Raw genomic sequence first — 24927 nt, forward strand, 5'->3', positions numbered from 1 at the left:
CCTCACTTCACTTTGGCGAGCGCGACGGTCATCCGCTTGGCGGCGAAGGGCGGCAGCTTGACCGCCCGGGCGGCGGCGAGATCGGCCGGGGCCACCTTGCCCACCTGCACCAGCGCGACCATGCCCATCGAATAATGCGGCATGCACTTGATGCCGTAGAGGCCGGGCTTGCTCACGGTCAGCACCGCTTCCTTGTTCATCGCGCCCTTCATCGGCGTGGCGCCGGCAGGCAGCATATTGGACATGGTTTCGGCATTGTGGCTGGGGTTGGTCGGCTGGAAACGGATGGTGTCGCCCACTGCCGCCTTCACGAAGGAGGGTTCGAACACCATGGCGCCGTCCGCGCCCTGATTCTTCATGTGGACGATGATGTCCTTGGCCTGCGCCGACAGCGGGGCCAGCGTCAGCAGCGCGGCGGCGGCGATGCCGCCCAGGGTGATGCGAATGTCGGTCAAGGCTCTCTCTCCAGCAAATTTGGCTTGGACGAAAGATGACGCGGCGCAGCGGATCGCCGCAATGGGCCTTTGGTCCTAGGGCATGGCTCGCAAATGCACCATGGAACAGAGTTCAGACGGCGGGGCTGAAGGCGCGGATGCTGGCCCGCATCGACCAACCGGACTGAACGCCCCTGGAACCAAAAGCCGGATCGATCGTTCTGGCGCTGGAAAAAAGGGGGAGGATGCCATGCCCACATCCGAATTCTTCAGGGAGCAGGCGGAAATCTGGGAGCAGCGCGCCGGTGCGGAAATGTCCCGCCCTGCGCAGGAGGCGGCTCTGGCCGCGGCCCGCAAATGGCATGGCGACGCCAATTTCGCGGAGATGATGGCGATCGGCCTCGTCGCCACGGCGGTGCCGGAACCGCTGGCGAACCGGCCCGTCATCAAGGCCTGATCAAAACTTCACCTTCACCCCCGCCTGCCAGCGGCGCGGCGCGCCCGGCCCATAGGCGCGGGGGTTGGAGGCCCCCGGCGCCTCCGCCATTTCCACCTCCTCCGTGTCGGAGAAGGTGCCGAAAGTCGCATATTTCCGGTCGAACGCGTTGCGCACTTCCCCGAACAGCGTCACCCCCGGCATAAGGTCGATCCCGGCGCGCAGATTGAGCAGCGCATAGCCCTTCAACCGCGCCTGATCATTGCCCTCGTCGCCCACCAGATATTGCCCCGACCGCACCATCGCATCACCGCCGATCGACCATCCGCGCCCCGCATAATCCAGCGACAGCGTGGCGCTATGGCGCGGGATGCCGGGCAGCCGGTCGCCCGGCCGGACAAGGATCAACCCCTCCTCGTCCGCCGCCGGATTGGCGGGACTCGAAAGCGCCAGATCATGCCGGTAGGTCGCATCGGTGAAGGCATAGCTAAGGCCGCCGCTGAAACCGCCGCGCATCGCCTTCAGACTGAATTCCACGCCCTGCCGCCGGGTCGCGCCGATATTGCGGAACCAGGCCCGCCCGCGAATCTCCGAAGCGACATATTGGATGTCGTCGCGGTTGCGCGTGCGATAGGCCGACAGCAGCCATTCCAGCCGGAACCCGCCCCATTGGCCCTGCCCACCCGCGCCCGCTTCCCAGCTTTTGGCGACGACCTGCTTCAACGGCGGATCGGCAATGAAGAAATTGGCGAGGCTGCACGGCGCATTCTCATCCGCGCAGGACAGTTCGGCCGGGGTCGGCGCGCGGTTGCTCTCCGCATAGCCCGCCCGCAAGGTCAGCCCGTCCGACAGCCTGTAATCGAACTCCAGTCCGGGGTTCAGCCGCTCGAACCGATGGTCGCCGTTGAGTGCGGTGCCGATCCGGTCGCGCATCATGATCGAGACGCGATTGTAGCGCAGCCCGATTTCCGCCGAGAGCCGATCCGTCAGCGGCAACCGGTCCTGCGCGAACAGGCCCCAATAGCTGGCATGGGCGACCAGACCGACCGGCCGGATGGCGCCATCCGGCTGCGCGATGGCCGGCCCCAATCCCTCGACGCTGCGTTCCCCGGTCAGCGCGCCCAATTCGGTCGTGGCGCCGAAGCGGCTACGGCTGGTGTCATAGCTCATGCCGATGGCCAGATGGTTGCGCCCGCCCGGCAATGGCCGTTCGTCAACGATCTGCACCAGCGCGCCCATCGCCCGGCTGTCGAGCCGCCCCCGGTTGAGCAGGCCGTAACCCTCACCGCCCAGACTGTCGGCAATGGCATTGCCGTTCGCATCCGTCAGCGGCGCCTCTTTCCCGCCATCGACTGTCTCCAGGCAGAGCAGGCCTTCCGTACCTTCGGCCTCGCACCCCTCTATATCGGCGGCATCGCCATTCACCGTGCGCAGCTTCAATCGCTGCGCATAAAGCGTGCCCTCGATCCGCGTCCCCTCGCCCAGCGCGACCCAGGGATGCAGGCTGATCCGGCCATAGCGGGCCCTGGCCTTATCCGGCCAAGTGAAGACCGCCCGCCGGTCCGCCGCCAGCAATTCCACCGGCGCAACGCCATTGCCGGTCAGGTCGGTATCCGCGCCGATCCATTTCAGATGCAGCCCGCCGGTTGCCGTATCGAAGCCGAAATCGGCATAGCCGTTATAAAGCGTCGAGGGCGAATGGTCGCGCCAGCCATCCTCATGACGATATTGAAACGCCCCGAAGGCGCTGAAATCGCCCTTCTGGAAGCCGCCCGCCACGCTTGCCTCCCGCGTGCCGAAACGGCCTGCGCTCAGGCTCGCCTCCAGACCCGGATCGCTCGCCCCGGTCTTGGTGTCGATCACCATCGCCCCACCCAGCGCGTTCAGACCATAGACGGCGCTGCTGTCGAACAGGGTGAAGCTGCGGATCGCCGCCTCCGGCAGCAGGTCGAAGGCGACCGTGTCGCCAAAGGGCTGGTTGAAGCGCGCGCCGTCGAGATAGACCGCCAGCCCCTGCGCCTGCCCCTGCAGCGGCGAGGCGGTGAAGCCGCGATAGACCAGATTGGGCTGCCACGGATTGCCCTGCGCATCCTGCAAGGTGACGCCGGCGATGGACCGGGTGAGCGCGCCCAGCAGATCGGGCGACCCGGCGCGGCCAATATCCGCGCCGGTCAAACGGAGCGCATCGTCTGCATCGATCGCCCCGCCCGGCGCCGTGACGACGATCGGCTGCCGCTCCGCATCGGCTGCGGCGGTCTCAGCCCGCGCCTGCCCCGCCAGAAGCGCGCATGCGGCGCCCATCAGCCACAGGCCTTTCCTCATCCCCGATCCTTCTTATCCGCCCATGAAAATGGGGCCGCATCCTTGGTAGAATGCGGCCCCGCTCCGTGACATTGTTCCTTGGGTCGGGATCAGAAGAACAAAATCGCCCCCGCCGCGATGGCATCGGAACTCGCCTTATTCCCGTTATGCGCTTCCGACTTGCTATGGACATATTCGCTGAGCAATGTGACCCAGCTCGTCAGCCCATAGCGAACCTGCCCGACCCAGCTCGAATTCTTGTCCACCAGCGTGGGATTCGCCAGCGCGTCAGCGGCATTGGCATAGTCGAGATTGCTCTCGCCATAGCTGCCCCCGACCGAGAATTTCCCGAAGCTCGCCAGCCCCTGCAAATAGAAGCCATGGCTGTCGCGCTTGTTGCCCAGCCCATCGGTGTCGAACAAATTGAGCGCCGTCGTGCCAAGGCCCGAAGCGTCATAATAGGTGCCGACCAGCGTCAGCGGCCCCACCGTCACCTTCGCGCCCGCGTCCCAGCCCCAGCCGGTATAGTCCGGCCCGGCGATCACATTATGCTTCTGCCGGATGCCCGCGGCCCAGAGGCGCGTCGCCACGCCGCCGAACTTGCCGTCATAGACCAGCTTGCCCTGGAAGCCCGGCTCCTTATTGGACTCATCCGGCCCCGTCAGCGAGGAGAGCGGCTCAAAAATGCCGATGCTGGCGGTGAAGCCGCTAAGATTGGGCGTGGTATAGGTAATCTGAGGCTGGAAGTCGGTATAGATATAACCGACGCCGATCCGTCCCAGCGTCGTGTTCGACGGCGCGACATTGCCCGCCGGCGTGCCCGACGACAGTAGGGTGATGTCGTTCAGTATCTGCTCCGAAGCGAACAGGCCGATGTCGCGGCCGATCTTCACTTCGCCAAAGCCGGGGCGGCCAAAGGTCAGATAGGTCTGGCGGAAATCGATGCCCGCCGTCTGAAGCCCGCGCGGATTGCCGGGGCTGTTCGCGCCGCCGCCCGAATAGCTGACGGAGTTGATGCCCGGATACATGCCGAAATGCGCGCCCACGTCCCAGCCGCCCTGGTTGGTCGTGACCTCCACCTTCAGGAAACCGGGGAGCAAGCCGTTGCGGATGGCCGAACTGTTGCTGCCCACGGTCGCCACGCCGCCCACGACGCTGTTGGTGGCGCTGGGCGCCTCGCCATTGTCATGGACGTAGAAGCCGTTGACCGAGCCGGAAAATTTCAGCGTCACGCCGCCCATTTCGAAGCCCACGCCACTATCGGTCATGCGAACGGTCCGCCCGCCGCCTGACGCATCGGGCGTTACCGGAGGCGCCGCAGGGGCTGCCGCCGCCTCTGCGCTCTCATTCTTCAGCAGTTCCTGATATTCATCGTCGGAGAGAATACCCTTTTCATGCAGCCGCTTCAGCAGATCGGCCGTCGTTCCCGCCATGGCTGGCGTAGCAGTCGCGCAAAGCAGCCCCATGGCCGCGCTCGCGAGGAGCAGCGTCCTTTTCATAACATCCTCCCTCTTATGTGCCGGTCAAAGCCCCCGGCGAAGGGAAGAGTGGGGCGGACAGCCTCATACTGGAAATTGGACTTAGGGCTTCCTCCCTTGGGAGGAGGGAGTTGGAAGGAAGCGAGGCGCTTGTTCTCCCCTCCCGTTTACGGGAGGGGTCGGGGGTGGGCCGCCGCGCCAGCGGCGTTCCGGCCTCACGGATGGCTCAGAAGCTCGCTGCGCTCACGCCCTCCCCTAACCCCTCCCGCTTGCGGGAGGGGAATATCAAGGAACTACCACGATCCCCCAGGGCGCGGCGCCGACCGGAATCGTCCCCGTGACCCTGGCATTGGCCAGGTCGATCACGCTCACATTGTCCGAAAGACCATTGGCGGCATAGGCATGTCCGCCATCGCCACTCACCGCGACGTGCCACACCCGCTTGCCCACCGGCACAAAGGCCCGCACCTTGCGCGATGCCACGTCGACCAGCGCGACATGATCCGCCCGTCCCAACGCGATCACCGCCGTCCTGCCGTCGGGCGTGAAGCGGATACCGCAGGGCAGGATGCGATGCTCCGCCACACCCGGAATGGCGAAGTGCAACGTCTCCACCACCTTGTGCGAGGCGGTGTCGATGATCTGCACCGTGCCGCCCACCTCCGCCGCAACCCAGAGCTGTTTCCCGTCCGCTGTGAATTCTACATGGCGGGGGCGCAGGTCGACGGGCGTTGCATCGATCATCTCCTTCTTCGCCACGTCGATCCAGTTGACGACATTGTCTTCCTCGGACGTCACGGCCACCCATCGGCTGTCCGGGCTTTGCGCCACGCCCTCCGGCTCGCCGCCGACATCGACCTGGAAGGCGACGCTCCGGCTCGCCAGATCGATCGCGGTCAGCGCGGCATTATCCTCATTGGCGACGAACAGGGTCTTGCCGTCACGCGAGAGGAAGAATTGCTCGGGATCTTCACCAGAAGGCAGTTCCGCCACCACCTTGCCCGTCGCCCGCTCGATCACCTGCACCGCATGATCGGTCGACGCGCAGAGATAGATATATTTGCCGTCCTTCGACACGGTGATCCCGCGCGGCCGCCCGCCCACCGGCCATGTCGCCACCAGCTTCGCGCTCGCCGCGTCGATCACCGAGACGCTGTTGCCGCGCTCATTGGAGACATAAAGCGTCTCAGCCTGCGCGCTCATCGGGACCAGCATCAGCCCCGCCCATAGGATGCGCTTCATGTTCCTCTCCATCCTGCTCTCCTCCCAAGGCTCTATCGGGCGGGCGGCGGCTGCGGGATTGTACCAACGGCCAATAGGGGAGCAAAGCCCGTCGGCCTACACTCGCAGCCAATCAGGGGAATTACGGGTGAGGATTTCGAAGATGAATCTGGGACGCATTTCGCTGCTGGGCGCCATGGCTATCTTAGGCGCGACCACGGCAACCGGCCTGATGGCGCATGGCAATGTGACGCCGCAGGCCGTCGACACCTCTGCCCTCCCGGAAATCGGGGGGGAATGGCTTGCGAAAAACCCCTATAGCGGCAATGCTAAGGCGATCGAGATCGGCCAGTCGGCCTATGGCCAGAATTGCGCCCGCTGCCATGGGCTGGATGCGGAAAGCGGCGGCATCGCGCCCGATCTGCGCTATCTTGAGCAAGGCGAGACCGGCGATCAGTGGTTTGTGGAGCGTTTCCGCCACGGCTCCAGCCATGATGGGAAGGTCTATATGCCGCCGTTCGGGGATGTTCTGGGCCAGAAGGCCGGCTGGGCGATCCGCGCCTGGCTCGAAACCAAGTTCCAGGGCTGACGACATGATCAGCCGGCGAAGCCTTTTGGGCGCGGCGGTGGCGCTCGGGCTTTTGCCGGGGATGACCCATGCTGCGCCGCTGGGCAAGGTCAAGCAACTCGGCGTGTTGCGGGTGGTGGTCTATAAGGACAACCGCCCATGGTCGTGGGAGGAAGGTGGCAAGCTCGTCGGCCTCGACGTCGATCTCGCCAGGGCCATCGCCGCGAAGCTGGGCGTGCGCGCCGATATCGCTGAACTCGTGGCCGACGAAAGCGTGGACGACGATCTGCGCCATGGCGTGTGGAAAGGCGGATTGCTCGGCTTCGCGCCCGGCGACCTGATGCTGCACATTCCCTTCGACCGGACCTTCGCCGCGCGCAACGATCAGGTGGCGATCGTCGCGCCTTATTATCGCGAAAGCTTTCGTTTTGCGGGTACGCAAAATGCCATCGACCTCGAAGCGCCGCCGACCGGATGGCGCGGCCATCGCCTCGCGGCCGAGCTGGATTCCATTCCCGATTTCTACCTGATCGGCTCCTTCGGCGGGATATTGGCGAAGGATGTGGCGCACTATCCCAGCGGCTCCGACGCGGTGGCGGCAGTGGCGGCGGGCAAGGCCGATGCGGTCCTCGCCAGCCGGGCGCAGATCGAGGAAGGGCTGCACCGGGAGACTGCGGGCTTGACGGTGCGCAAAGGCCCGCTGCCTGCCTTCACCTCGCCCGGCTGGGACATCGGCATGGCGGTCAAGGAGAATAGCCGCACGCTGGGCGACGCGGTGGAGGAGATCATCTCCACCATGGCCGCGAGCGGCGAGATGAAGGCGCTGTTCGCGCCTTATGGGGTCGAGTGGACGCCCGCGCTGGCGGCGGGATGAACCTGCTCTTCCCCTCCCCTTCAGGGGAGGGGACCGAGGGGTGGGGGCGTGCCCCAAACGCCACCCCGGATAAATCGGCCAACCCCCACCCCAACCCTCCCCTGAAGGAGAGGGAGCCAAGAAAAAAGACCGACCCAAGGTCCAATTGCTGCGCACAATGGGTGCAATAATCTGATGATGTCGGGGGCGTGTCCAACGCTCCACAACAGAGGGAGGATGGAATGAGAGGACATATGATGCGTGGCCTGTCCGGCGCCGCAATATTGACGCTGGCGATCGCTGCCGCGCCGCTTCTGGCCGAGGGGCCGACCGACGCGGACCTGATGAACGATGCGGCAACGCCCGGCGACGTCCTGACCTATGGCATGGGTCCGCAGGCGCAGCGCTTCAGCCCCTTGAAAGCCATCAACGCCTCCAACGTGTCGAAGCTCGTCCCCGCCTTCGCCTCCTCGCTCGGCGGGGAGAAACAGCGCGGGCAGGAAGCCCAGCCGATCGTCTATGACGGCACCATCTACGTCACCGGCAGCTATTCGCGCGTCTTCGCCTTCGACGCGCGCACCGGCGAGGAAAAGTGGCAATATGACGCCCGCCTGCCCGAAGCGATCATGCCCTGCTGCGACGTGGTGAACCGCGGCGCGGCGATCTATGGCGACAAGATCATCTTCGCCACGCTCGACGCGCATATGGTGGCATTGAACCGCCACACCGGCAAGGTCATCTGGAACAAGCAGACCGCTGACTATCAGGCCGGCTATTCCGCCACCGCCGCGCCGATGGTGGTGAAGGGCAAGGTGATCTACGGCAACTCCGGCGGCGAGTTCGGCATTGTCGGCGCGGTGGAAGCGCGCGACGTCAACACCGGCGAACTGGTCTGGCGCCGCCCGACGATCGAGGGTCATATGGGCACGCTCGGCGGCAAGGATAACGGCATCACCGGCAAGACCAACGCAAGCTGGACCGGCGACCTGTGGAAGACCGGCGGCGGCGCAACCTGGCTGGGCGGCACATACGACCCGGAAACCAACCTGCTCTTCTTCGGCACCGGCAACCCGGCGCCCTGGAACAGCCATTTGCGCCCCGGCAACAATCTCTACACCAGTTCGACCCTTGCCATCGATCCCGACACCGGCGTCATCAAATGGCATTATCAGACCACGCCGCACGACGGCTGGGACTTCGATGGCGTGAACGAGTTCATCCCCTTCGACGCCACGATCAACGGCAAGCCGATGAAGCTGGGCGCGAAAGCCGACCGCAACGGCTATTTCTTCGTGCTCGACCGCACCAACGGCAAGTTCATCAGCGCCAACAAATTCGTCGCGCAGACGACTTGGGCCAATGGCTTCGACAAGAGCGGCAAGCCCAACACGATCGAGGCTGGCCGCCCCGGCGCGCCGACCACGGAAAAGGGAAAGCCGGTCTTCGCTTCCCCCAGCTTCCTGGGCGGCAAGAACTGGATGCCCATGGCCTACAGCCAGGACACCGGCCTGTTCTACGTGCCCAGCAACGACTGGGGCATGGACATCTGGAACGAGCCGATCGCCTACAAAAAGGGCGCGGCCTATCTGGGCGCGGGCTTCACCATCAAGCCGATTGCGCAGGATCATATCGGTGCGCTCCGCGCCATGGACCCCAAGACCGGCAAGATCGTCTGGGAATATAAGAACAAGGCGCCGCTCTGGGGCGGGGTGCTCTCGACGGCGGGGAACCTCGTCTTCACCGGCACGCCGGAGGGGTATCTGAAAGCCTTCGACGCCAAGACCGGACAGGAACTCTGGAAGTTCCAGACCGGCTCCGGCGTGGTGGGCAGCCCCGTCACCTGGGAACAGGATGGCGAGCAATATGTCGCGGTGATGTCCGGCTGGGGCGGCGCGGTACCGCTCTGGGGCGGGGAAGTCGCGAAAAGCTTCAAGGACATCAACCAGGGCGGTTCGCTCTGGGTGTTCAAGCTGCCGAAATAAGAGGACAGGCTAGATGATCGTCATGGGACGCGGGAACCATATCCACCAGCCTTCGGCCATGCCGCCAGGTGCGATGCGGCTTGCCACGGCCCATGACTTGTCCGATTATCCGGGGCGAGGGGTGGGCCAATATATGGGTGGCGAGGCAATCATGGAGCGGGTGCTGATCGTCGACGATCACCCCCTCGTGCGCGACGGGTTGCGCAGCGTGATCGCGATCAGCTTTGATAATTGCGACATCTTCGAAGCGGCGAGCATGGACGAGGCCGTCTCGCTGCTGGAAAAGCAGGATAATTTCGACCTGATCCTGCTCGACCTCAACATTCCCGATGTCCGCCGCCTGGATGGCCTGAAACTGCTGCGGGATCGTTTCCCCATCCTGCCCGTGGTGATGGTTTCGGGCGCCTTCGACCGCGCGATCGTACAGGAAGCGCTGGCCGCGGGCGCGGCGGGCTTCATCCCCAAGTCGCTGAAGCGCAGCGCCATCGTCGACGCGCTGCATCGGGTGGTGTCGGGCGAGATCTACCTGCCTGAAGCCATGGGCGAAAGCATCGCGCCTACGGCGGAGGAGGATGAGATCGCCCGGCGCATCGACAGCCTGACGCCGCAGCAGAAGACGGTGCTGGCGCATCTGGTGCGCGGGCGGCTGAACAAGCAGATCGCGCATGATCTGGGCGTGTCGATGACCACCATCAAGGCGCATGTGTCGGCCATCCTCCAGAAGCTGGGCGTGCTCAGCCGCACGCAGGCGGTGATCAAGGCCAATCAGGTGCATTTCCGGGCGGATTAGGGCGGATTCCCGACTAGATCTTGTAGCCGTTAAGCGATACGTGCTCCTGCGCAGGCAGGAGCCCAGTTCAGACGGCAGGCCTGGGCTTCTGCCTGCGCAGGAGCACGGAAATGTCCGGGCCGACATGCGCTCTACAATATTAAGCGCCAATCTCGCCTCGACAGAAAGTCCCGTTGCAGGACAGAAAAATCCCCGTCCCCGCTTTATCCTTGGTCATACCGAATATGGGTGATGTGCGAAAAGCCAAGGCCAATTAGTCCAGCGGCGAGTCTGTTGGGGGAATTTCGCTGTTGGTTTCCGGTCGTTGGTGGCGGGGTCTGTTGCTGGGCGCGTCGGTCTTGTCCGCGCCGGCAAAGGCCGAGACGTTCGAGCAGGTGCTTGAACGCATGGCCGCCGCGCATCCGCGGATCGTCGCCGCGCAGCAATTGACCCGCGCCGGGCGCGCCGATGTGCGCGCAGCGAAATCCAGCTACCGCCCGCAATTCGGGTTGGAAACCGATCTCGGCTGGGATGACGGCAATTCGACGCGCTCCTCCGGTTTCGCCCTGCTGCCCGAAGCGAAGGTCAGCCAGCTTGTCTATGACGGCGGCCGCACCCCGGCGGAAATAAGGCGGCGGCGGTTGCGGGTCGACCTGCTGGGGGTGCAGGAGCAGGCGGCATTGGCGGATCTGTCGCAGCAACTGGCGGCCGCCTGGATCGACCATGCGCGGGCGACAGAGTTGATCGACATCGGCACGCAGCAGGTCGCGGCGCTGGAGGCGCTGGACCGGCTGGTGGTGGAGATTGCCAGCTTCGACCGCGGCCGCGCTTCCGATGTGGTGATGGTGGAATCGCGGCTGGAGCAGGCGCGCACCGCGCTCCAGACGCGGGAGATCACGCTGGTCGAGGCGCGAGGACGCATTCGCGAAGTGTCTGCCCTGCCGGTCGAGCCGCAGGGCGGCGTGCCGGACATTGCCGGGGCGCTGCCGGAAACGGCGGACAGCGGCGAGGCGATGGCGGCGGGCAGTCCCGCGGTGCGGAGCGCCGACATCGAGGTTGCGGAAAATGAAGAGGCGGTGAAAGGCACGCGCAACTGGTGGCTTCCGCAACTCGCCCTGGAAGGGGCGCGCACGTCGGAGCGGACAGTGGAGGGCGATACGCGGCTGTTCAACGGCTTCGCGGTGCGGTTGCGCGCCTCCGCCCTGCCGTTCGACAGCGGCGGCGGGCGGGCGCGGCATGAAGCGGCCAAGGCAGAGCTGGACTCGGCGGAATCGAGCGCGGCGCTGACCCGCACTTCGCTGGCGGCGCAGGTGCGGCGGCTCTGGACATTCCAGGCGCAGCGGCAGGCGCGGCTACCCTCGCTGGCCGGGCTGATCGCTCGGGCCGACGATGCGCGCAACATCGTGTTCGAGCAGTTCCGGCTGGGACGGCGGACCATATTGGACCTGCTGGGCTACGAACTGGAGCGCTTCAACGTGCGGGCGCAACTGGTGAACGAGCGGTTCGACATCGCCCAGACGCAATATCAGCTCATGGGCGTGCTCGGGCGCATCTACCCGGCAGTCATGGGCGCGCCAATGATCGAAATGGGGGCAAGGCCGTGACCGACCTGACCGCCATCCCCTCGCTCCCCGACGCGCTGGCCCGCTGCCTTTCCCTGCGCGGCCATGGGGTGAGCGCGGCAGTGCTGCGCGCAGCCATCGGAACAAGCGGCAATCCGGACGACATGCTGCGCGGCCTCACCGAACTGGGCATCGGCGCCAGCCTGATCCCGGCGCGGGCGGTGAGCGACGATTTGCTGCCGGTGGTCGCCCTGCTGGCCGACGGTCTGCTGCTGGTGGCGGTGCGGCGCGACGGCGACGTCCTGATCGACGCGGCGGGGGTGAGCATCGGCGTGGACGAAGTGACGCGCTGCATCGCCTTCGCCCCGCCGGCCGCGATGGATGGGCGCGCCGACGATCTGGTGAAGGCGACGGGCAGCGGCTGGTTCTGGCCCGTGCTGTGGCGCCATCGCCGCTATTTTTACGAGGCGGCGGCGCTGTCGGCGGTGATCAACCTGCTCTCGCTGGCGGGGATCATCTTCATGATGACGGTCTATGACCGGATATTGCCCAATCTCGCCTTCGTGACGCTCTGGTCGTTGCTGGCGGGAGTCGCGATCGCCTGCCTGTTCGAATTCGTCTCGCGCACCATCCGCTCGCACGCGCTGGACGCGGCGGGGAAGAAGATCGACCTGATCCTGGGCGATGCGGTCTTTTCCCGCGTGCTCGCCACCCGGCTGGAGGCGCGGGCGCAATCCTCCGGCGCCTTCGCCAATGTGCTGAAGGAATTCGAGTCGGTCCGTTCCTTCGTCACAAGCGCGACGCTGACCACCATTGCCGACCTGCCCTTCGCGCTGCTGTTCCTGACGGTCTGCGCGCTGATCGGCGGGCCGCTGGTCGCGGTGCCCTTGCTGGCCTTCATCGCCGTGCTGGCTCTCTCGCTGCTCGTGCAGATCCCGATGGCGAAACTCGCCCGCGAAAATCTGCGCGAGGCGGCGGTGCGGCACGGCACGGTGATCGAAAGCCTGGAGGGGCTGGAGACGCTGAAGGCCCTGCGCGCCGAAGGGCGGATGCGGCGGCGGCATGAAATCTCCAGCGGCTTCATCGCGGATCGGGCGCTGATCAGCCAGCGCTGGTCCAATCTGGCGCTCAACATCACCATCGCTGTGCAGCAGATCGGCGCAGCAGTGCTGCTCGCCTGGGGGGTCTATCTCGCCAGCATCGGCCAGACCACGGCGGGGGCGCTGGTCGCCTGCGTGCAATTGAGCAGCCGGTCGCTGGCGCCGCTGGTGACGCTTTCCTCGCTGGCGGTGCGCTTCCAGCAGGTGCGCTCGGCGCTCGCCAGCCTGAACCAGATCATGGCCCTGCCGCTGGACCGCGACCCCAGCCGCCATCTTCTCTCCAACGATGCCTGGCGCGGCGACGTGGAACTGCGCCACGTCAGCTTCGCCTATGAACAGGGCGCGCAATCGGCGCTCAGCGACGTGTCGCTCAGCATCAGGCGGGGCGAAAAGGTCGCGATCCTCGGCCGCATCGGCAGCGGCAAGTCGACCCTGCTGCGGATGCTGGCCGCGCTCTACCGGCCGCAGGAGGGGCAGGTCTTTCTCGACGGCGTCGACATGACCGCCATCGAGCCTGCCGATATTCGCTCGACCCTGTTGCTGGTCGGGCAGGATGCGCGGCTGTTCCATGGGACTTTGCGCGACAATCTGCTGGTGGGGGCGCCGCAGGCGAGCGACCAGCGGCTGTTGCAGGTGGCGCAGGATACGGGGGTGACGGCGCTGGCGGGCGCGCATCCCTTGGGGTTCGACCGGGGGGTCGGTGAGCGCGGCGACACGCTGTCGGGCGGCCAACGCCAGACCGTGGCGGTCGCGCGCTCGCTCATGGCGGAGGCGGCTGTCTTTCTGTTCGACGAGCCGACCTCCGCCATGGATCAGCAATCGGAGGCGGAGGTGCTGCGCAGCATCGCCGCGCTGGCGGATCGCGGCGCGGGCTATGTGATCGTGACGCATAAGAACTCGATCCTGCCGTTGGTCGACCGGGTGATCATCATGGATGCGGGCCGGGTCATCGCGGACGGCCCACGCGACGCCGTGCTGAAGGCGCTCTCCGAAGGCAAGGTGAGGTCGGCGGCATGACTATGCTTTCCGCCCTGCGTTCGCCGCTGGCCGTGGCCGGGATGCGGGACCGGCATCCGGGTTGGCTGGTCTTTTCGCTGCTGCTGCTGGCTTTGCTGACCGCGTTGCTGGTGTGGTCGCGCTTCGCCGTGCTGGAGGAAGTGACCACCGGCGCGGCGCAGATCGTGCCGTCGGGCAAGGTGCAGACGATCCAGAGCCTGGAGGGCGGCATCGTCTCCGCGCTCAAGGTGCATGAGGGCGATCTGGTCGAGGCGGGCCAGCCGCTGATCGTGATCGACCCGACGCGGGCGGAATCCTCCTTCAACGAGATGGAGCGGCGGCGGCGGTCCCTGCTCGCTTCGGCGGCGCGGCTGCGGGCGGAGGCAAGCGGCCTCCCCCTCTCCTTCCCCAAGGACATATCCGGCGATGGCGATCTGATCCGCTACGAGACGGAGACCTATCGCGTGCGCAGGGCGGCGGTGGATCAATCGACCGCGGCGCTGTCCGGCTCCATCGCGCTGATGCGGCGCGAGCTGGGGATCACCGCGCCCATGGCCGCGCGCGGGCTGGTGCCGGAGGTCGACGTGCTGCGCCTGCGCCGCCAGATCAACGACGCCCAGACTCAGATCAGCGAGCGGACCAATCGCTATCGGGCGGACGCGGGCACGGAACTGTCCAAGGTGGAGAGCGAACTGGCGCAGGTGTCGGAGGTCGTGACTGGCCGCCGCGACGCGCTGGACCGCACGGTGCTGCGCGCGCCGGTGCGGGGCACGGTCAAGAATGTGCAGGTGACGACCATCGGCGGCGTGGTCCAGCCGGGCGCGGCGGTGCTGGAGATCGTGCCGTTCCGCGACGTGCTGCTGGTGGAGGCGAAAATACGGCCGTCCGACGTCGCCTTCATCCGGCCGGGGCAGGACGCGACGGTGAAGCTCGCCGCCTATAATTACCTCGTCTACGGGTCGCTGAAGGGCAAGGTCGAGACGATCAGCCCCGACACGCTGCGCGAGGACCGCAAGCCCAATGAGGAAGCCTTTTACCGCGTGCTGATCAGCACCGGGCAGTCCTCGCTCATTCACGACGGCAGGCCGCTGCCCATCATTCCCGGCATGACCGGCACGGTCGAGATACTGACCGGGCGGCGGACCGTGTGGGATTATTTCCTGCGGCCGGTGCTCAAGATCGAGGAAGCGTTCCGGGAACGCTGAAGAGACATTCACAGACGATGCAACAGGGGAGTTTCGCATGAAGATCGTGGCGAAGATTTCGACCAAGTCGGGGAAGCTGGTCCGCACGGTTGCGCTTGGCAAGGGCGCGAACCTGCTGACGGCGGACAAGGACGCCCTTGTCGCGATCGTCGATGAAGCGACCGGCAAGACGGTCGACGGCGCGCATTATGTCCGGCACGGCGGCGAAGTGACCGTGCAGGTGCCGGACGCCGCCTTTGCCGAGGCCGGAAACGGGATGGGCGAAGCGGCGGGCGCGGCGCAGGACGCTCCGGCCCCGGCGGAAACGCCCCCTGCCGCTCCGGCGGCCGGCGCGGGCGCGGGCGGCAATGGATTGGCCTTCGGCATATTGGGCGGACTGGCGGCGGTCGGCGGCATCGCCGCTGCGGCGGGCGGTGGCGGCGGCAAGGCCAAGGACACCAGCGCGCCTGTCGCGCCCACCGGCCTGGCGCTCGCGGCGGCGGACGATACGGGCAGCTCCAGCAGCGACCGGATCACGAAACAGACCAGCGCCCTCACCATCACGGGTTCGGCGGAGGCCGGGGCCACGGTGACGCTGCGCGACGGCAGCACGGTGCTGGGGACCGGAACGGCGGGCAGCAGCGGCGCCTTCAGCATCGACGTGTCGCTCAGCGAAGGCGCGCACAGCATCACCGCCACCGCGACCGATGCGGCGGGCAATGCCGGAACAGCCTCTTCGGCTCTGGCGATCACGGTCGATGCGACCGCGCCGACCGTGGCGATCAGCGCGACTCCGGCTGCCCTGGTGGCTGGCCAGACGGCGACGGTGACCTTCAGCTTCAGCGAGGCGCCGGCCGGGTTCGACGCAAGCGACATCAGCCTTTCGGGCGGGACGCTCAGCAATCTGACCGTTTCGCCCGGCAACGCCAATGTCTATACGGCGACGCTGACGCCGACGGGCGCGGTGACCATCTCGGTCGCGGGCGGCGCCTTTGCCGATGCGGCGGGCAATGCGAGCGGGGCGGCTTCGCTGGCCGTCGCCTTCGATCCCGGCGCGAGCGGTTCGGCCATTGACGGCTATATCGCGAACGCCCTGGTCTTCCGCGATGCCGATGGCGACGGCGTCTGGGATCATGAGAGCTTCACCGACAGCAACAATAATGGCGTGCGCGACGCGGGCGAGGCCTTTGTCGACGCCAATGGCGACGGCCAGTTCACCGCCGAATATCACACGACCACCGACGCGCAGGGCAATTTCAGCGGCCTGTTCGGCACCGGCCAGATCGTCCTGACGCCGCTGGTCGCGGGCGACGGCACCAACCTGTCGCGCGACATTTCGACCGGCATCGCCTTCACCGGCAAGCTGAGCGCGCCCGACGGATCGAGCGTCGTCACGCCGCTCACCACCATCGTCGCCGCGCTGGCGGGGACCGGGGCGAATGCCACGCAGATCGCCAGCGCGGAGGCGCAGGTGAAGGCGGCGCTGGGTCTTGACGCTTCGCTGAACCTCGCCAGCTATGATCCGATCGCCGTGGTGGCGGGATCGACCGATGCCGCCGCGCTCGCCAATGCGGTCGCGGTGCAGAAGGCGGCGATCCAGGTCGCCAACATCCTGTCCGTCATGGCCAGCGCGACCGAGGCGGCGGGCAGCGGCGCGGCGGCGGGGCTGAACGCCGCCGTCACCGCCATTGCGGGGCAGGTCGCGGGCGGCAGCGTCGATCTGACCAGCAGCGCGGCCATCGACCAGATCGTGCAGGCGGTCGCGGCGACCGGCGGGACCGGCATCACCGCGCAGGCGGCGGCGATCAGCAGCTCGCTCGCCAACGTCAATCTGACCATCGCGCAGGCCAGCGGCAGCAGCGCGATCGACACGCTGACGGCGGTCGCCACCTCGCAGATCGTGGCGCAGGAAACGCTGGCAACGGAAGTGAGTACAGCGGTCGGCGGCGGGACGGCGCTGAACGGCAGCGCCTATCAGGGCACGGCGCTGGCGGAGAAGATCGACGACGCGGCGGGCCAGGTGCAGGTGATCGTGCCGACCACGCCCCCGGCGGGCGCGCTGGGCGCGCCGGACCGGCCGGTGGTGGACGACGGCGCGCGCATCTCCGCGGCGGAGGCGGCGGACGGCGTAGTCGTATCGGTCGGTCTGGGCGCCAATAGCGGGGTCGCGGCGGGCGATACGCTGCGGCTGTCGATCGGCGGGGTCGAGGTCAAGGCGGTGACGTTGAGCGCAGGCGACATTGCCGCCGGCACCGTCGGCATTGCGTTGGCGGCGAGCGATCTGGGCGCGGACGGCGCCAAGTCGATCACGGCGGGCTTCGTGTCGGCGGCGGGCCTGGCAGGCGCGGTGTCGCTGCCCGCCGCGGTGACGCTCGACACCCTTCCCCCTGCCGCGCCGAGCGCGCTGGCGGTGACGGAAGGACCGCTGCTGACCGCGCGCGAAGCGGCGGACGGCACCAGCATCATCGGCACGGTCGAGGCGGGCAACAGCGTGACGCTGACCCTGACCAACGGCGCGCAGACGCTGGTCAAGCAGGCAGTGGTGACCGGCACGGCCTTCGCGGTCGTCCTGTCCGAAGCGGAGATCGCTGGGCTGGGCGAAGGCGCGGTGCGCTATTCGGCGGTGGCGACCGACGCGGCGGGCAACAGCAGCGCGCCGTCGCTGACCGGGCAATATTTCTACACGACGGAAACCATCGTCGACGCAAGCACACGGATCGACGGCGCCGAAGCGCGGTTGCTGGGCGATGAGGAGAATGCGCTGCGGCTGACCGCGCTGTCGGGCGGCGGCTTCGCGGTCAACTGGACGGTCGATACCAATGGCGACGGCGATGTCGACGGCCTTGCCATTCAGCGCTTCGCCGCCGATGGCAGCAAGGATGGCGGCATCATCCTGTTGCGGGGGATTTCCCAGCAACTGATCAACAGCGAAAATGACGAGCAGGCATTCGACCTGCAGGCGCTCGGCAATGGCGGCTATGCGCTGACCTATGCGCTGGAGCTGGAGGATGTCGGGCGGCCGATCGGTTTCAACCCGCAGGTGACCTCCACCATCCTGGTCGGCCAGCCGACCGACATCTTCATCCAGTCGGCGCCCGCCAACGCCGTCTTCATCCTGGCTGGCCTCGGCAATGACGGGCTGACCAAGACCATCACCCTGACGCCGGGCAACGGCCGCATCGAAATCACCCAGGCGATGCTGGACCAGTTCGCGACCGACAATCGCCTGACGCTGAACGTCGCCGGCCTCACCACCGGGCAGCAGGTCAACGTCTTCGTCAACGCGCTGGAGGATTGGCATTATGATCCGGCGGCGGCGCTGGAGCATCTGAGCGTCAGCCGCACGGTGGCGAACGGCGTCGGCGTGATCGCGACGCCGACCGGCCATCCGGAGGGCTTCCATATCGACGCCGCCGTCGGCACGCCGACCTTCGTCAACATGCAGATCACGCCCAACGGCGCGACCGGCATCGACATCAGCGGCGTGACCGGCGCCATGCAGCTTCCCAACGGCGCGATCCAGATCAACGGCGTGGTCGCGGACGCGAACGGCGTCTATCATGTGCCGCAGGCGCTGCTCGACCAGTTGGCCGGGCATGATTATCAGGCGATCCTGATCGTCGGCGGCCTCACCAACGGCAGCACCATCACCGGCACCGTCGACGTGCGGCAGCCAGTCGCCGCGCCGGAGGGCGTGTTCGTCCAGACCTTCGACGCGCAGGGCCTGTCGGTCAGCGAAAGCGCGCGGCTGGATGGAGCGGAATCGCGCTTCTACGGCGATGACGACGATAATGGCGTGCGCGTCACGCCGCTGTCGGGGGGCGGCTTCGTCGTCAACTGGGTGGTGGACGCCGATCATGACGACCAGGGCGATGGCTTTGCGGTGCAGCGCTTCGCCGCCGACGGCAGCAAGGTCGGCGGGGTCGTGCTGTTGCAGGGCATTGCCCAGCAATTGATCGACTATGCCGCCGATGAGGATGTTCCCTTCGACCTGCAGGCGCTGGAAAATGGCGGCTATGTGCTGGCCTATGCGCTGGCGCGGCCGGAGGTGGGGCAGTTCGTCACCTTCAGCCCGTCGCTGACCGGCGTGCCGATCATCGGGGAGCCCGCCAACATCTATCTGGGCAATCCACCCGCCAATGCCAGCTTCGCCCTGACCGGGCTTGGCATGGATGGGCTGACCAAGTCGGTGGCGGTGACCGTGGTCGACGGAGAGATCGCGATCACCCAGGCGATCCTCGATCAATTCTCCATCGACCATCGCCTGTCGCTGACGGTCACCGGCCTCACCAGCGGGCAGACCGTCCCGGTTTCCATCTATGCGGAGGAAATCCAGCAATATGATCCGGCGGCGGAGCTGATGCAGCAGACGTCCAGCCGCCAGGTCACGGGCAACGGCGCGGGCGTGGTGACGGCGCCCACGCTCCATGCCGAAAGCTTCCACATCGATTCCGCATCCGGCACGCCGACCAACGTCAATCTGCAGATCGCGCCCAGCGGCGGCGCGTTCCTCGATGTCAGCGGCATCGCCAATGCCACCCGCCTGCCCAACGGCGTGATCCTGATCAGCGGCGTCACGGCGGACGCGAACGGCAATTATGCCGTTCCGCAGGCGCTGCTCGCCCAGCTTGCAGGCCATGATTATCAGGCGATCCTGGTCGCCAACGGCCTGACCGCCGGGTCCACCATCACCGGCACGGTCACCGCGCGCACGCCGCATGTGCTGCCCGAGGGGCTGTTCGTCCAGACCTTCGACGCCAATGGCGTGGCGGGCGTCGATACCGGCCCGCGGCTGGACGGCCCGGACAGCCGTATCTCCGGCGATGACGAGGATAATGGGCTGCGCGTCACGCCGCTGACTGGCGGGGGCTTTGCCGTCAGTTGGGTGGTCGACGCCGATGGCGACGACCGGGCCGACGGGCTGGCGGTGCAGCGCTTCGCCGCCGACGGCAGCAAGTCGGGCGGCGTCGTGCATCTGCAGGGCATCGCATCGCAGCTTTCCGATGCAGATGGCGATTCCATCGCCTTCGATCTGCAGGCGCTCGACAATGGCGGCTATGCGCTGAGCTACGCGCTGGAACCCGAGGAGGTCGGACGGCAGATCGTCTTCACCCCGCAATTCACCAGCACGGCCATCGTCGGTCAGCCCGTCGGACTCTATGTCGGCTCGGCCCCTACCGGCGCCAGCTTCGCGCTGGTGGGCCAGGGCACGGACGGCCTGTCGAAGACGGTCGCCCTGACGGCGGTCGACGGCGCCATCCAGATCGACCGGACGATCCTCGACCAGTTCGCGCTGGACAATCGCCTGACGTTGACGGTCAGCGGCCTTGCCGCAGGGGAGAATGCGACCGTATCCGCCTATGTGCTGGAGGATCAGCGCTATGATCCGGCGGCAGGGCTGCATGAGGTGGGCAGCAGCCTTCAGGTCGGGCCGGGCGGCTTTGGCGTCATCGCCACCGGCGCGGGTCATGCCGAGGCGTTCCATATCGACTCCGCCGTCGGCACGCCGACCACGGTGCTGCTGCAAGTGACGCCCAACGGCGCGACGCAGATCGACCTGAGCGGCATCGCCAACGCGAACCCCCTGCCGACGGGCGCGATCAGCATCGGCGGACTGACGGCGGATGCCGACGGCTTCTACCATGTGCCGCAGGCGTTGCTCGACCAGTTGGCGGGGCATGATTATCAGGCCGTGCTGATCGTCGGCGGCCTCACCGCCGGGTCGACCGTCACCGGCACGATCAGCGTGCGGGAACCGGCGGAGGTGCCGGAGGGCGTGTTCGTCCAGACCTTCGACGCCAATGGCGTGGCGACCAGCGCCGACCTGCATCTGAACGGGACGGCGGGGAACGACCTGCTGCTGGGCGATGCCGGCAACGATGTGCTGAACGGGCTTGACGGCAATGACGTCATCGATGGCGGCGCGGGCACCGACACGCTGACCGGCGGGGCCGGGGCCGACCTGTTCATCCTGGAGGCGCCGCATGGCCAGACGCTGTCGGTGGCCGACCTGATCACCGACTTCCAGGCCGGGATCGATCATCTGCGGCTGCCCGACAGCGTGACCTTCGCCAGCCTCCAGATCGTGCAGGGCGATCCGGCGGCCAATGGCGGCAGCAGCAGCGAAAGCCTGATCATCGACAGCGGCAGCGGCGACATATTGGCGCGGCTGGCCAATGTGGATGCGGCGGCGATCACCCAGGCGTCGTTCGCCTGACCCTCTCTCGCTCCCCTCCCGCAAGCAGGAGGGGAGCGAGACTTGCAGCCAAACCCGCTATCTGGCGGGCCCGGCTGTAACCGCCATGGACAAGGATGGTCGGGGCAGCCGGGCCCAGAGATCGCGCCAAGGGGGTTGGAGCGATGCCGCAGCCTCCCCGAGCGGTCAGCGGCCCCCTCATCATAATGCCGCCGCCCCTGCATGGCATCTGCGCAACATGCTGATCCGGCGGCGATTCAGGACGATGGCGCATGCGCCTTTGGAGGCATTGACGAAAGCGCCGCATCCCGCATCTGCAATGGCCATGGCGATTGGTTATCGGCACGGAATCTGCTATTCCTTGTCCATTGGATGGCACTGGCCAGACCATCGCGCATGACGCCCGGCTGACCGTGCCGTCCCGGCATTTGGGCCGATGGAGGATGTCATGGCGATTTCCCAAAGATTGCGCGGCTATCTGGACCGTTGCGGCACGCGATTCGATGAATGGCCGCACGACCATTCCAGCGAGATGGCGCGGGCGGCGCAGGCGGCCCATGTTCCCGGCCGGCAGGTGGCGAAGGCGGTGCTGGTGCAAGCGGGCGACGAATATATGCTGGCGGTGCTGCCCTCCTCCAAGCATGTGAGCTTCAATTTCCTGCAGCAATGGCTGGCGCGCGACGTCACGCTGGCGGAAGAGCATACGACGGCGGCGCTCTTCCCCGATTGCGAATTGGGCGCGATCCCGCCGGTGGGCGCGGCCTATGGGCTGAAGACGATCATCGACGACGACATGCTGATGGATCAGGACGTCTGGTTCGAAGGCGGCGACCACAGCACGCTCGTCCATATGAATGCGGAGAATTGGCGGCGGCTGCAAAAGGGCGCCGGGCATTTCGCGTTCAGCATCTAGAGATGAAAAGATGTCCCCCTCCCGCAAGCGGGAGGGGTTAGGGGTGGGCGCGAGCAAAGCGAGCATCTGCCCTATCGGCTGGGGCAGAACGCCGCTGGCGCGGCGCCCACCCCCGACCCCTCCCGCCTGCGGGAGGGGAGTTATGTTCCCCCTCTCATGCAATTAATTCCACACTGTTATCGGAAAAATCCTCCACTTCCGATGTTCCCCCATCGCCGGGCATCGCCTAAAATCACGGTCCCGGAGAAGCTGAAAGGAATCATGCAATGGACGCAAAGACGAGCAATGATCCGCTGTCCTGTCCCGTGAAGGAGCCTGCCGCGCTGCGGTCCCTGCTGGGTCGCACCAATCGCGACTGGTGGCCGAACCAGCTTTCGCTCGACATCCTCCAGCAGAACGGCCTGTCCGGCAATCCGCTGGGCGACGATTTCGATTATGCGGCAGCCTTCAAGTCGCTCGATTACGAAGCGCTGAAGAAGGATCTGACCGCGCTCATGACCGACAGCCAGCCCTGGTGGCCGGCGGATTACGGCCATTACGGCCCCTTCTTCATCCGCATGGCCTGGCATTCGGCGGGCACCTACCGCACCGGCGACGGGCGCGGCGGCGCCTCCTCCGGCTCGCAGCGTTTCGCGCCGCTCAATAGCTGGCCGGACAATGCCAATCTGGACAAGGCGCGCCGTCTGCTCTGGCCGGTCAAGCAAAAATATGGGCAGGCGCTGAGCTGGGCCGACCTGATGATCCTGGCGGGCAATGTCGCCATCGAGTCGATGGGCGGCCCGGTCTTCGGCTTCGGCGGCGGCCGCGCCGACGTGTTCGAGCCGGAAAAGGATGTTTACTGGGGCACGGAGGAGCTTTGGGTCAACCAACCCGGCAACCAGACCCGCATCCAGCCCGACAAGAACATGGTGCTGGAAAGCCCGCTCGCCGCGATCCAGATGGGCCTCATCTACGTCAATCCGGAGGGGCCGGGCGGCAATCCCGACCCGCTGCAATCGGCGCGCGACATTCGCGAAACCTTCCTGCGCATGGGCATGAACGATGAGGAAACCGTCGCGCTGACGGCGGGCGGCCACACCTTCGGCAAGGCCCATGGCGCGGGCGACGCGTCCAAGATCGGCAAGGAACCGGAAGGCGCGGACATCGCGCAGCAGGGCCTGGGCTGGCAGAGCGGCTATGAAAGCGGCGTGGGCGATCACACCATCACCAGCGGCATAGAGGGCGCGTGGACGCCGACGCCCCGGACCTGGGACCACAGCTTCTTCCACATGCTGCTCGACTATGAATATGAACTCGTCAGGAGCCCGGCGGGCGCCCAGCAGTGGCAGCCGGTGAACCAGAAGCCGGAGGACATGGCGCCGGGCGCGCACAGCCCGGACAAGCGCGTGCCGACGATGATGACCACGGCCGACATGGCGTTCAAGATGGACCCGGAATATCGGAAAATCTCCGAGCGGTTCCGCAACGATCCGGCGGCGTTCGAAGATGCCTTCGCCCGCGCCTGGTTCAAGCTGTGCCATCGCGACATGGGGCCGAAGGCGCGCTATCTCGGCCCCGAAGTTCCGGCCGAAGACCTGATCTGGCAGGATCCTATCCCGCCCGTCGACCATGTGCTGGTCAATGCGGCGGACATCGCCTCGCTCAAGCAAAAGATATTGGCGTCCGGCCTCGGCGTCAGGGAACTGGTGCAGACGGCCTGGGCGTCGGCGTCGACCTATCGCGGTTCGGACCATCGCGGCGGCGCCAATGGCGCGCGCATTCGCCTCGCCCCGCAAAAGGACTGGGACGTGAACCAGCCCGAACAGCTCTCCCGCGTTCTGACCGCGCTGGAGAAGATCAAGGCCGAGTTCGACGGCGCGGGCGTGAAAAAGATCTCGTTGGCCGACCTCATCGTGCTGGCCGGATCGGCGGCGATCGAAAAGGCGGCGAAGGACGGCGGGCGCAGCATTGAGGTGCCCTTCACTCCGGGCCGCACCGACGCGACGCAGGAACAGACCGACGTGCAGAATTTCGAGCCGCTGGAGCCGAAAGTCGACGGCTTCCGCAACTATCTGCCCGTACCGTTCAACGTGCCGGTCGAGGAACTGCTGATCGACCGCGCCCAATTGCTGACGCTCAGCGCGCCGGAAATGACGGTGCTGGTCGGCGGCCTGCGCGTGCTGGGCGCCAACCATGGCGGGTCGCAGCATGGCGTGTTCACGGACAGGCCGGGGACTCTCAGCAACGACTTCTTCGTCAACCTGCTCGACATGGGCACGGCGTGGAAGGAAGTGGAGGGGCAGAAGGATCTGTTCACCGGCACCTGCCGCGATACCAACCAGCAGAAATGGACCGGCACGCGGGTCGATCTGGTCTTCGGATCGAACTCGCAGTTGCGCGCCTTGTCAGAGGTTTATGCCTCCGCCGATGCGGGCGACAAGTTCGTGAAGGACTTCGTCGCGGCCTGGACCAAGGTGATGAACGCCGACCGGTTCGATCTGGCGGCTTGATGGATGGGGTCGCTCCTTCGGGAGCGACCCTCCCCTGTTTGGACCAGAGCCAATCCCCATTCACGCCGACCACGGGTGAACACCACCCCAAAACCACCCGTCATGCTGAACTTGTTTCAGCATGACGAAGGAAGGATGGGTCAGCGCAGTGATCCTAAATACCGGGTGACCTACCAGTCGGACTAAAACTTTTCGCTTAATTGAGCTTGCGTAACTTTCATGCGACACTGGCCCTCGCAGGGATGCGGAGACTCGCCGTGCACGATCATCTGAAAGACGCTGCCGACGCGGCCAATCTGACGGACGAGCAGCTCGTCGCCATCCGCCGCAAGATCGGTGATCCCAAACGTCCGACCGGCTTCGAACAGGCCGTGCTGGACGAAATGGAAAGACGGCATCTGACCCCTTCCTGATCCTCCCATCATGAGATGGGGGAGGATTGAGA

Annotated in this window: 16 protein-coding genes; 12 read left to right on the plus strand and 4 right to left on the minus strand. The window is 66.4% G+C overall.

What is annotated here, in order from left to right:
• Positions 1-2: 2 nt before the first annotated feature.
• Positions 3-455, minus strand: coding sequence for a pseudoazurin (locus HUK72_RS20645; RefSeq protein ID WP_176598474.1), 453 nt, complete (start codon positions 453-455; stop codon positions 3-5).
• A 229-nt stretch (positions 456-684) separates the two neighbouring features.
• On the opposite strand from HUK72_RS20645, the gene HUK72_RS20650 reads away from it, so the two are divergent.
• Positions 685-891, plus strand: coding sequence for a hypothetical protein (locus HUK72_RS20650; protein ID WP_176598475.1), 207 nt, complete (start codon positions 685-687; stop codon positions 889-891).
• Here the strand turns inward: HUK72_RS20650 and HUK72_RS20655 are convergent, their stop codons facing one another.
• The 3 genes from HUK72_RS20655 to HUK72_RS20665 all read right to left on the minus strand — a co-directional run bounded on the left by HUK72_RS20655 (position 892) and on the right by HUK72_RS20665 (position 5891).
• Positions 892-3192 (minus strand): TonB-dependent receptor, encoded by a 2301-nt coding sequence (locus HUK72_RS20655; protein WP_176598476.1) that lies wholly within the window; start codon positions 3190-3192, stop codon positions 892-894. It abuts the gene before it with no gap.
• 89 nt (positions 3193-3281) lie between these two features.
• Complete coding sequence (locus tag HUK72_RS20660) at positions 3282-4670, minus strand: porin (protein ID WP_176598477.1); 1389 nt, start codon at positions 4668-4670, stop codon at positions 3282-3284.
• Between the two features lie 264 nt (positions 4671-4934).
• The gene (locus HUK72_RS20665) at positions 4935-5891 is read right to left on the minus strand and encodes a PQQ-dependent catabolism-associated beta-propeller protein (RefSeq protein WP_176598478.1); all 957 of its coding nucleotides are present in this window, start codon (positions 5889-5891) and stop codon (positions 4935-4937) included.
• Positions 5892-6033: 142 nt separating this feature from the next.
• Here HUK72_RS20665 and pedF point away from each other — a divergent pair, with 142 nt between their 5' ends.
• The 11 genes from pedF to HUK72_RS20720 all read left to right on the plus strand — a co-directional run bounded on the left by pedF (position 6034) and on the right by HUK72_RS20720 (position 24895).
• The gene (gene pedF / locus HUK72_RS20670; protein WP_176598479.1) at positions 6034-6459 is read left to right on the plus strand and encodes a cytochrome c-550 PedF; all 426 of its coding nucleotides are present in this window, start codon (positions 6034-6036) and stop codon (positions 6457-6459) included.
• A 4-nt stretch (positions 6460-6463) separates the two neighbouring features.
• A complete protein-coding gene (locus HUK72_RS20675; RefSeq protein WP_176598480.1) occupies positions 6464-7312 on the plus strand; it encodes an ABC transporter substrate-binding protein in 849 nt (282 codons plus the stop codon).
• Between the two features lie 221 nt (positions 7313-7533).
• Positions 7534-9273 (plus strand): methanol/ethanol family PQQ-dependent dehydrogenase, encoded by a 1740-nt coding sequence (locus HUK72_RS20680; RefSeq protein ID WP_176598481.1) that lies wholly within the window; start codon positions 7534-7536, stop codon positions 9271-9273.
• A 13-nt stretch (positions 9274-9286) separates the two neighbouring features.
• Entirely contained in the window at positions 9287-10063 is a 777-nt protein-coding gene (locus HUK72_RS20685) for a response regulator transcription factor (RefSeq protein ID WP_176598482.1), read from the plus strand.
• A gap of 290 nt (positions 10064-10353) precedes the next feature.
• The gene (locus HUK72_RS20690) at positions 10354-11646 is read left to right on the plus strand and encodes a TolC family protein (RefSeq protein ID WP_176598483.1); all 1293 of its coding nucleotides are present in this window, start codon (positions 10354-10356) and stop codon (positions 11644-11646) included.
• The gene (locus HUK72_RS20695) at positions 11643-13721 is read left to right on the plus strand and encodes a type I secretion system permease/ATPase (RefSeq protein WP_176598484.1); all 2079 of its coding nucleotides are present in this window, start codon (positions 11643-11645) and stop codon (positions 13719-13721) included. Before HUK72_RS20690 ends, HUK72_RS20695 begins: the two co-directional genes overlap by 4 nt.
• Positions 13718-14905 (plus strand): HlyD family type I secretion periplasmic adaptor subunit, encoded by a 1188-nt coding sequence (locus HUK72_RS20700; RefSeq protein ID WP_218036192.1) that lies wholly within the window; start codon positions 13718-13720, stop codon positions 14903-14905. Before HUK72_RS20695 ends, HUK72_RS20700 begins: the two co-directional genes overlap by 4 nt.
• A gap of 37 nt (positions 14906-14942) precedes the next feature.
• A complete protein-coding gene (locus HUK72_RS27605) occupies positions 14943-21101 on the plus strand; it encodes an Ig-like domain-containing protein (protein WP_176598485.1) in 6159 nt (2052 codons plus the stop codon).
• Positions 21102-21528: 427 nt separating this feature from the next.
• On the plus strand, positions 21529-21993 hold the full coding sequence (locus HUK72_RS20710; protein WP_176598486.1) for an aminoacyl-tRNA deacylase: 465 nt from the start codon (positions 21529-21531) through the stop codon (positions 21991-21993).
• A 266-nt stretch (positions 21994-22259) separates the two neighbouring features.
• Positions 22260-24482, plus strand: coding sequence for a catalase/peroxidase HPI (gene katG, locus HUK72_RS20715; protein WP_176598487.1), 2223 nt, complete (start codon positions 22260-22262; stop codon positions 24480-24482).
• 257 nt (positions 24483-24739) lie between these two features.
• The gene (locus HUK72_RS20720; protein WP_176597897.1) at positions 24740-24895 is read left to right on the plus strand and encodes a hypothetical protein; all 156 of its coding nucleotides are present in this window, start codon (positions 24740-24742) and stop codon (positions 24893-24895) included.
• Positions 24896-24927 lie beyond the last annotated feature (32 nt).

This window comes from Sphingobium sp. 15-1, assembly GCF_013375535.1.
GTDB classification, from domain to species: domain Bacteria; phylum Pseudomonadota; class Alphaproteobacteria; order Sphingomonadales; family Sphingomonadaceae; genus Sphingobium; species Sphingobium aromaticivastans.

What these genes read in the sequence shown, in the direction of transcription:
- HUK72_RS20710 (WP_176598486.1), top strand. Translation starts at nt 21,529, where the DNA reads ATGGCGATTTCCCAAAGATTGCGCGGCTATCTGGACCGTTGCGGCACG.
- HUK72_RS20685 (WP_176598482.1), top strand. Translation starts at nt 9,287, where the DNA reads ATGATCGTCATGGGACGCGGGAACCATATCCACCAGCCTTCGGCCATG.
- HUK72_RS20655 (WP_176598476.1), bottom strand. Translation starts at nt 3,192, where the DNA reads ATGAGGAAAGGCCTGTGGCTGATGGGCGCCGCATGCGCGCTTCTGGCG.
- pedF (WP_176598479.1), top strand. Translation starts at nt 6,034, where the DNA reads ATGAATCTGGGACGCATTTCGCTGCTGGGCGCCATGGCTATCTTAGGC.
- HUK72_RS20675 (WP_176598480.1), top strand. Translation starts at nt 6,464, where the DNA reads ATGATCAGCCGGCGAAGCCTTTTGGGCGCGGCGGTGGCGCTCGGGCTT.
- HUK72_RS20700 (WP_218036192.1), top strand. Translation starts at nt 13,718, where the DNA reads ATGACTATGCTTTCCGCCCTGCGTTCGCCGCTGGCCGTGGCCGGGATG.
- HUK72_RS20680 (WP_176598481.1), top strand. Translation starts at nt 7,534, where the DNA reads ATGAGAGGACATATGATGCGTGGCCTGTCCGGCGCCGCAATATTGACG.
- HUK72_RS27605 (WP_176598485.1), top strand. Translation starts at nt 14,943, where the DNA reads ATGAAGATCGTGGCGAAGATTTCGACCAAGTCGGGGAAGCTGGTCCGC.
- HUK72_RS20650 (WP_176598475.1), top strand. Translation starts at nt 685, where the DNA reads ATGCCCACATCCGAATTCTTCAGGGAGCAGGCGGAAATCTGGGAGCAG.
- HUK72_RS20660 (WP_176598477.1), bottom strand. Translation starts at nt 4,670, where the DNA reads ATGAAAAGGACGCTGCTCCTCGCGAGCGCGGCCATGGGGCTGCTTTGC.
- HUK72_RS20665 (WP_176598478.1), bottom strand. Translation starts at nt 5,891, where the DNA reads ATGAAGCGCATCCTATGGGCGGGGCTGATGCTGGTCCCGATGAGCGCG.
- katG (WP_176598487.1), top strand. Translation starts at nt 22,260, where the DNA reads ATGGACGCAAAGACGAGCAATGATCCGCTGTCCTGTCCCGTGAAGGAG.